This is a genomic window from Vallitalea sediminicola (assembly GCF_054408565.1).
Genome location: NZ_BTPT01000079.1, coordinates 1 through 6,466, shown reverse-complemented (window position 1 = coordinate 6,466; position 6,466 = coordinate 1). Strand labels below are relative to the sequence as shown.

The 6,466-nt window shown below is 27.9% G+C and carries 4 protein-coding genes; 1 reads left to right on the top strand and 3 read right to left on the bottom strand.

Annotated features, from left to right (window positions below):
- The 3 genes from ACX6CF_RS24010 to ACX6CF_RS24000 form a co-directional block, all read right to left on the bottom strand.
- Positions 1-1,774, bottom strand: a 1,774-nt coding sequence (locus tag ACX6CF_RS24010) for a sensor histidine kinase (protein WP_458787910.1), incomplete at its 3' end; no start/stop codon positions are given.
- Between the two features lie 32 nt (positions 1,775-1,806).
- Positions 1,807-3,201 (bottom strand): endo-alpha-N-acetylgalactosaminidase family protein, encoded by a 1,395-nt coding sequence (locus ACX6CF_RS24005; protein ID WP_458787909.1) that lies wholly within the window; start codon positions 3,199-3,201, stop codon positions 1,807-1,809.
- A gap of 569 nt (positions 3,202-3,770) precedes the next feature.
- Complete coding sequence (locus ACX6CF_RS24000; protein ID WP_458787908.1) at positions 3,771-5,825, bottom strand: thioredoxin domain-containing protein; 2,055 nt, start codon at positions 5,823-5,825, stop codon at positions 3,771-3,773.
- A 157-nt stretch (positions 5,826-5,982) separates the two neighbouring features.
- Here ACX6CF_RS24000 and ACX6CF_RS23995 point away from each other — a divergent pair, with 157 nt between their 5' ends.
- Positions 5,983-6,447, top strand: a complete 465-nt coding sequence (locus tag ACX6CF_RS23995) for a MarR family winged helix-turn-helix transcriptional regulator (RefSeq protein WP_458787907.1) — start codon at positions 5,983-5,985, stop codon at positions 6,445-6,447.
- The last annotated feature ends 19 nt before the right edge of the window (positions 6,448-6,466 follow it).

Sequence of the window (6,466 nt, the reverse complement as noted above, 5' to 3'; positions counted from 1 at the left end):
TTTGTATAGCTGGCTCCTCGTTTTTGTCTATTGGAATTCTAATAATTACTTTTAATCCCCCATATTCACTTCTTGTAAGAACTAACCCATATTTGTTTGAGTATATTAATTTGAGTCTTTTATGTATATTAATCATCCCTGTAACTTCAATATCTGTTCTATTTAAATTATTTTCCATTTGTTTAATTTTTTCATCTTTGATTTCTCCATTATCAGATATAATGATATCTAAATAGTCATCATTCGTTTCATAGACCATTTCTAGAATACCACCATGCTCCATATTTTCTAGCGTATGTTCAAATGCATTTTCTAATATAGGTTGCAAGATGATTTTTGGCACAAGAAGAGTTTCGTATTCTTTTGGTAATTCTTCAATTTTTATATTCAATCTGTTAGAAAAACGAGCATGTTGTATCCTTGAATATGTTACTGCGTGTTCTACTTCATTCTTTAGTGGTACAATATCCTTTTTATTTCTAGTAATGAACATGAAAAAAGATCCAAGTTCACTACAGAATTCAGAGGCAAACTCAACATCTTCAGCTTCTATTCTATTTTTTAACATTATAAAACTATTATATAGAAAATGCGGATTAATCTGAGCTTGTAATTGTTTCAATTCAGATTTCTGTACTAGAATTTTTTGCTTATAAACTTGCTCTATAAGATTATGTAATTTACGGCTCATTTTGTTAAAGCTATCGTAAATATATTTGAATTCATCTTTTCTATGATGCTCTATAGTTACTACAGATTCAATATGCTCTATTTTATCGAAGGCATCTACAAGTTTTTTTAATGGTTCATGAATAGTATCATATAGCGACTTAGAGAATAATATTATCAGGATAATTGTAACTATAGCGAATATCCACATAATGATACTATATATATTAAGATCACCAAATGCCACATTATCAGGTATATACCTAACTAACTTGATGTCCTCTACACCAGTATCAGAATAGACTATCAAGTAATTATTACCTTTGATTTTTTCATTGAACATATATGTATCTTTAACATATTTAGTATCTAAAGTAATTTTTGTTCCTTCTTCATTATCAATGAGTTCTTTTATCCTATCGTTTATTTCTTTATCTCCATTACTTCCCATAAGCATATCTCTACTATTACTGCAAACAAAACCATCACTTTCTTTATGTATGCTCATATTATCTAAAAATTTATTAACATTAGAAGTATTAATAGATGCAAAAATCAAGAAATTAGGTTGCAGACCTCGTTTAAAATATATCTGTGGATATTCAGATATTAATAGCAACTTGTTGTCATAATATATGATCTGCTTATTATCCATATCTTTATATGTATTAATAAGCGTCATACAATCTTGTGTAACTTCCCCTATTGTATTAGTACCTATGGTTTTGTTTATTGATGGTACTACAACTTTTATCTCATCAATTAATTGACTACTTGTTTTTATTGCAGATATTTTATCTCTGACTCGTAAAACAACAAGAGATTTTTCATAGCTGTTGAAGCTACCAATACCAGTGCTAAGTTTTGTTAAGTCCCAATCATTAGTAAGTTCATATTGTAATGTAATTATTCTCTTAAGTTCATTATTAAGATTATATGAGAAATTTTGATTGGTCACACACACATTCTGGACAATCTCATCACGTACTTTGTTAATTCCCCAATTATACACACTATAGCCAATTAAAAAAAGTGTAAGTATAATAAAGAAGAACACAGTACATAGTTTAATAAAAATAGATCGCCTGAAATGAATTCTCACCATATTACACACTTCCTTATTAAATTATTAGTAGTCTAAAACTTTATCGGTTCAATTAAAATACCTTGATTTGATTCTAGCGTCAGTGTTAATGAATCATTATTAACTGGTACTTCATTATGTAGAGGAACTAACCCATCCCCTGTAATTATATTTATATTCACTATCTTGACATCCCTCCAACTATCAGGAAGCTTCCATTGCTTATCTTCATATCCACTAACACTATAAGCTATTATCTCTTTATTGGTTTTCCAATATGTTTCTACAAAAATATTGGTGTCATCTTTTATAAGCCTATTTCCATTGAGTATTTGTTTATCCTTTTCTTTAACGATCACATCATTATCATAATAAGCTAATCTATTTGGTATTAATCCCGTTACTTCTAATCTATTAAATCGATTCAGAAAATACCATGGTACTACTTCTAGACAAAAATCTTCAATAAATTTGGTTTCCCAATCAGGTTGTATAATTCTAAGGTTTTTTTGATTAATTAGCAATCCTTCTCCATGAATGCTTTCTCCAAATAAAATCCCTAGTCTATTATCAAAATCAGTTAAATCTCTATTTATTCTCCCACCAGTTAATAGAGTCGCTGATCTTTCCAAGTAATCCTCAACAGTTTGATTAATATGCCATACCATAGGTACTAACCCAATTAAATCATCTATACCATTTTCCCGATAAATGAATTCGCTAGTAACATCAATTTCTCTATCTCTCCAATACCTGATTATCTTTCTTCTATAAGATTGTTCCTCTTCAAGTAATATTGAATGTCCTCTACTTTCTCTTGCGAAAAAAGCATCAATATGTACAGTACCAGCTTTTCTGATAGGTAACATCTCTAATAAGTTATCAATTCTTTTAATTGTATATCCGCTTTCCCATTCATTTTTGTAACAAACTTGATAAGCGTCTTTCTCGTTCCATGTACCAATTTTTAATAAAGAGCCATCTTCTTCTTTGGAAATCAGATCATTTTCAACATATGTATCCCATAATGGGCTATCTTTATATGCATCTGTCATGTTTATATGTAAACTAACTGTAGTATTATAACTTAATGCTTCATTCATCAACCACTTTAGGCTATCAAGTCCAGTATTATCTTCTTCCCTCTTCAACTCTTCATTTACTTGCGACCAAGAAGGATATTTATCATCATGACCTTGGAATTGCCATCCTACAAGATAAATTATTTTATCTATACCTCTTGTAAAGACATCTATCTTTTTAATTATTTCTAAAACTTCATCAAATTTACAAGCTACAATACTATTTCCTTTATTATCAGGTATAGAACAAAATAATTTCATTGTCAAAGTTTTGGAATAGTCATGAATATAAGTTCTTTCAGGTTTTTTCGTTACCTTCCAATCATAATATTTACCAGATACATTTCTCCAATCTTTTTTATCCATAATTAACCTCCTCTTGTATTTAACGTTAAATAAACATATTACAATAAACTAAACAAAAAAGACATAACATGTTATCTTGTTAATTGTAAATCTATATTAACTATTATAGAAATCCATTCTACTCACAAGAAAATTGTTATGTCTTTAGTTATTATGTTATCGAAAAATTCTATCTAATGTTTAAAATTAATTGTTTAATGGTTTTATGTTAGATAACGTCTAAACGTTTTGCTTTATTTATAATAACATTTAATACATATTTAGTCAATATTAGATATTTTTATTATGAAAAACTAATTATTATTATGAAATATGCTATATTTGCCTAAATGTATTTTAATGTATCATAGTTATCTAATCACTGTACAGTAAAGGAATCTTGCATATTATCTATTATTAATAAAAGTTTACTGAAATATTATTTTTCATATTATATATCCATGTATAGCAAAACGTTTAACTACAAAATAATAGAATCTTTATAAAAAAGCAAAACTATCCTATATTCATATCTTAGATATATGAAATATAGGATATACTTGGTATACTGGATATTATATAAATAAGAACTAATCAGTATGTTTATCCATAATTTTATCAATTGCTTTACTTAAATCAGTTATTGGGGATTTACAAGAGTAATTCTCACATATATATATTGTATTCTTATCACTTATTTTTCTTTTATCTTCAATACCATGATTTATTTCAGTAATTTCTTCACTACCATCATTGATTAATATAGTAAAATAACTGTTATACTTATCATTTATTTTGTCAATAAAAGTTCTAACTTCACCATCTTCATAACTTCCAGATATCACTATATCTTTATTGCTTTTTGCAAGTATCATGACCACTTGTAATATAAAAGAATAATATCTAGGATAACTATTTATTTGAGTTGAAAAAACTTCGATAATCCTATTTGCTTTTTCTTCTAGGGATACCTCACCAGTCAATCTACTTAATTTTAGCAAACAATACGCTGCTACAGAATTACCAGAAGGTATCGCACCATCATATATTTCTTTTGGTCTAGAAATTAATTTTTCACTTTTAGTACTATATAAAAAGAATGCACCATCCCCATTATCCCAAAAATTATTAATCATATAATTATTGAGATCCACAGCCCACTTTAAGTAAAATTTATCAAAAGTAGTTTCATATAATTCTATTAACCCCCAGATCATAAAAGCGTAATCATCTAAATATCCATCATTCTTTCTTTCGCCATCTCTATACCTAACATATAATCCTCCATCTTCTTTTGTTAGATTATTGTAAATAAAATTGACAGTGTTTTTAGCATAATCAATGTATTTATCATTTTTCAAATATCTACCTGCGGTAGCTAGTGCCGCTATGATAAGACCATTCCAAGAGGTTAAGATTTTATCATCTCTATGTGGTCTAACTCTTTTATTTCTATAATCAAATAATTTTTGTTTGCATTCTTTCAATAATTTATCATGTTCAGTTACGATAGATAATTCTGTGTCAATTAAATTTAGGATATTTTTACTTTCAAAATTACCTTCTTCTGTAACATTGTATACATTACAAAATATTTCACTATCTTTTATGCCAAGTACATCCAATATTTCTCTTTTACTGAAGATATAAAATTTTCCTTCTTCTCCTTCTGAATCTGCATCTTCCGCAGAGTAAAATCCTCCATTTATATCTAACATATCTCTAGTCAGATAATTAATTGTATCTTCAACTACTCTTTTGAAATCTTCTTTCTTAGTACACATATAACCTTGTGTGTATGCCATTATTAGTAAGGCATTATCATATAACATTTTTTCAAAATGAGGTACTAGCCATTCTCTGTCAGTTGAATACCTAGAAAATCCACTGCCAATATGGTCGTATATTCCACCTCTATACATACCTTCTAGTGTTTTAACACACATATTTAATGCATGTTCATCTTTATACAATATATACTTTTTAAATAAATAGAATAAATTATGGGGTGTGGGAAATTTAGGTGGCTTATTAAATCCTCCATATCTCAAATCAAAACCTTCCATTAATTCCTGATAAGCTAAATCTATTGTACCTTGATTGATTTCGACTTTTTCATCAGTTTTTATTAAATTTATATGACGTAAAATTTCATCACTCTTATTTATTAATTCTTGCTTATTATCCGACCATATTTTTGATATATTATTAAGTAAATCAATAAATCCTACTCTACCATACATTGAATGCTTTGGAAAATAAGTTCCTGCGTAGAATGGTTTTTGTTCAGGTGTAATGAATATGCTGAGAGGCCACCCCCCACCTCCTGTTAATTTTTGACAAACGTCCATATATACGGAATCAATATCAGGTCTTTCTTCTCTATCTACCTTTATTGATATAAAGTTATTATTTAATATATTAGCGATTTCATTATCTTCAAATGACTCTCTTTCCATTACATGACACCAATGGCAGGTACTATAACCTATACTAAGAAAAATGGGTTTATCTTCCTTCTGTGCTTGTTTTATAGCCTCTTCTCCCCATGGATACCAATCTACAGGATTCATCTTATGCTGCAATAGATATGGAGATTTTTCATCAGCTAATTTATTTTCTTTTCTTTGAACAGTTTGTGACATATTTTCACCTTCCTTATTGTTATCTTAGTATAGTTTACCACTAGGAAAGTTGGGATATTCATATTTCAATAAGAATTCAATTTCACCTTTTTCTATTGACATTTAAATAAATATATATTATTATTGTTTCCAAGGAAACAAATTACAGGAGGTTTATATGTCATATCCAGAATTGTTGATTTCAAAATTTACAGAGCTTTTTGAAAAACAAGATATATTAACTAAGCTAACTTCTAAAGAATTTCTACATGGTTATGGATACTCAGAAATTCATTGTATTGACTTAATAGGTAAACTAGATAATCCTAATGTAACAAAATTATCATCTAAGTTATCAATGACTAGAAGTGCTATAAGTAAAATAATCAAAAAATTAGTTGCTAAGGGAGCTATTACAAGCTATAAGTGCAAAGATAATAAAAAAGAAATCTATTATAATTTAACTGACAAGGGTAAACTTTTATTTGACGAACACCACAAACGTCATTGTGCATGGGAAGAAAGGGATAAAAATTTTTTTGAGAAACTTGATAATAGGGATTTAGAAACAGTAAGTAAATTCTTGACCCAATTTAATAAATATCTAGAAAATAAGATAACTGAACTAAATTATGAGGAGTGATAGGTTGAAAGAAAAAATA

Bases quoted from the DNA above. Each gene is read 5' to 3' on its own strand.
- ACX6CF_RS24005 (WP_458787909.1), bottom strand. From the start codon at position 3,201: ATGGATAAAAAAGATTGGAGAAATGTATCTGGTAAATATTATGATTGG.
- ACX6CF_RS24000 (WP_458787908.1), bottom strand. From the start codon at position 5,825: ATGTCACAAACTGTTCAAAGAAAAGAAAATAAATTAGCTGATGAAAAA.
- ACX6CF_RS23995 (WP_458787907.1), top strand. From the start codon at position 5,983: ATGTCATATCCAGAATTGTTGATTTCAAAATTTACAGAGCTTTTTGAA.